The sequence below is a fragment of the Psychrobacter sp. Pi2-1 genome, assembly GCF_904846645.1.
In the GTDB taxonomy this organism is placed as follows: Bacteria; Pseudomonadota; Gammaproteobacteria; order Pseudomonadales; family Moraxellaceae; genus Psychrobacter.
The window spans coordinates 1-569 of record NZ_CAJHBO010000062.1 but is presented as its reverse complement, the minus strand read 5'-3'; the positions used below and the strand labels follow the sequence as shown (position 1 = coordinate 569).

At 48.5% G+C, this 569-nt stretch carries 1 protein-coding gene; it reads right to left on the bottom strand.

From position 1 onward, the window contains the following. A partial coding sequence (locus tag JMX91_RS13265) for an IS256 family transposase (RefSeq protein WP_201549629.1) occupies positions 1-569 on the bottom strand: 569 nt, incomplete at both ends.

The following is a 569-nucleotide window of genomic DNA, read 5'->3' as shown; positions in this document are numbered from 1 at the left end:
GCCCTCCCAGTTATTACGCCAAGACTTGATGACATGCGGATACTCCTTGCCCCATACCTCATCAAAGTGCTCAAGATTGGCCTCTGCCATCTCAAGCGTATCAGCGCCGTAGATGGCCTTTAAATCAGCTGCTACGGCCTTCTTATCCGTCCACGGTACGAACTTCATGGAATAGCGAACCATGTGTACGATACACAGCTGAACCTGAGCGTTGGGGTAGACGGTATTAATGGCATCAGGGAAGCCCTTTAAACCATCGACACAGGCAATGAGGATGTCTTGCACGCCGCGGTTTTGTAGTTCAGTGAGAACACCCAGCCAGAACTTAGCGCCTTCATTCTCTGATAACCACATACCAAGCAGCTCTTTTTTACCATCAAGAGCAACACCTAGCGCTAAGTAAATAGCTTTGTTGATGATCTGCTTGTCTTGACGTATCTTCACGACGATGCAGTCTAGATAGACGATAGGATAAACACTGCTCAGCGGCCGGTTCTGCCAAGCGGTGATGTCCTCTAATATGTTATCGGTGACTCTTGAGACAAGAGAGCTTGAGATGTCGACATCGT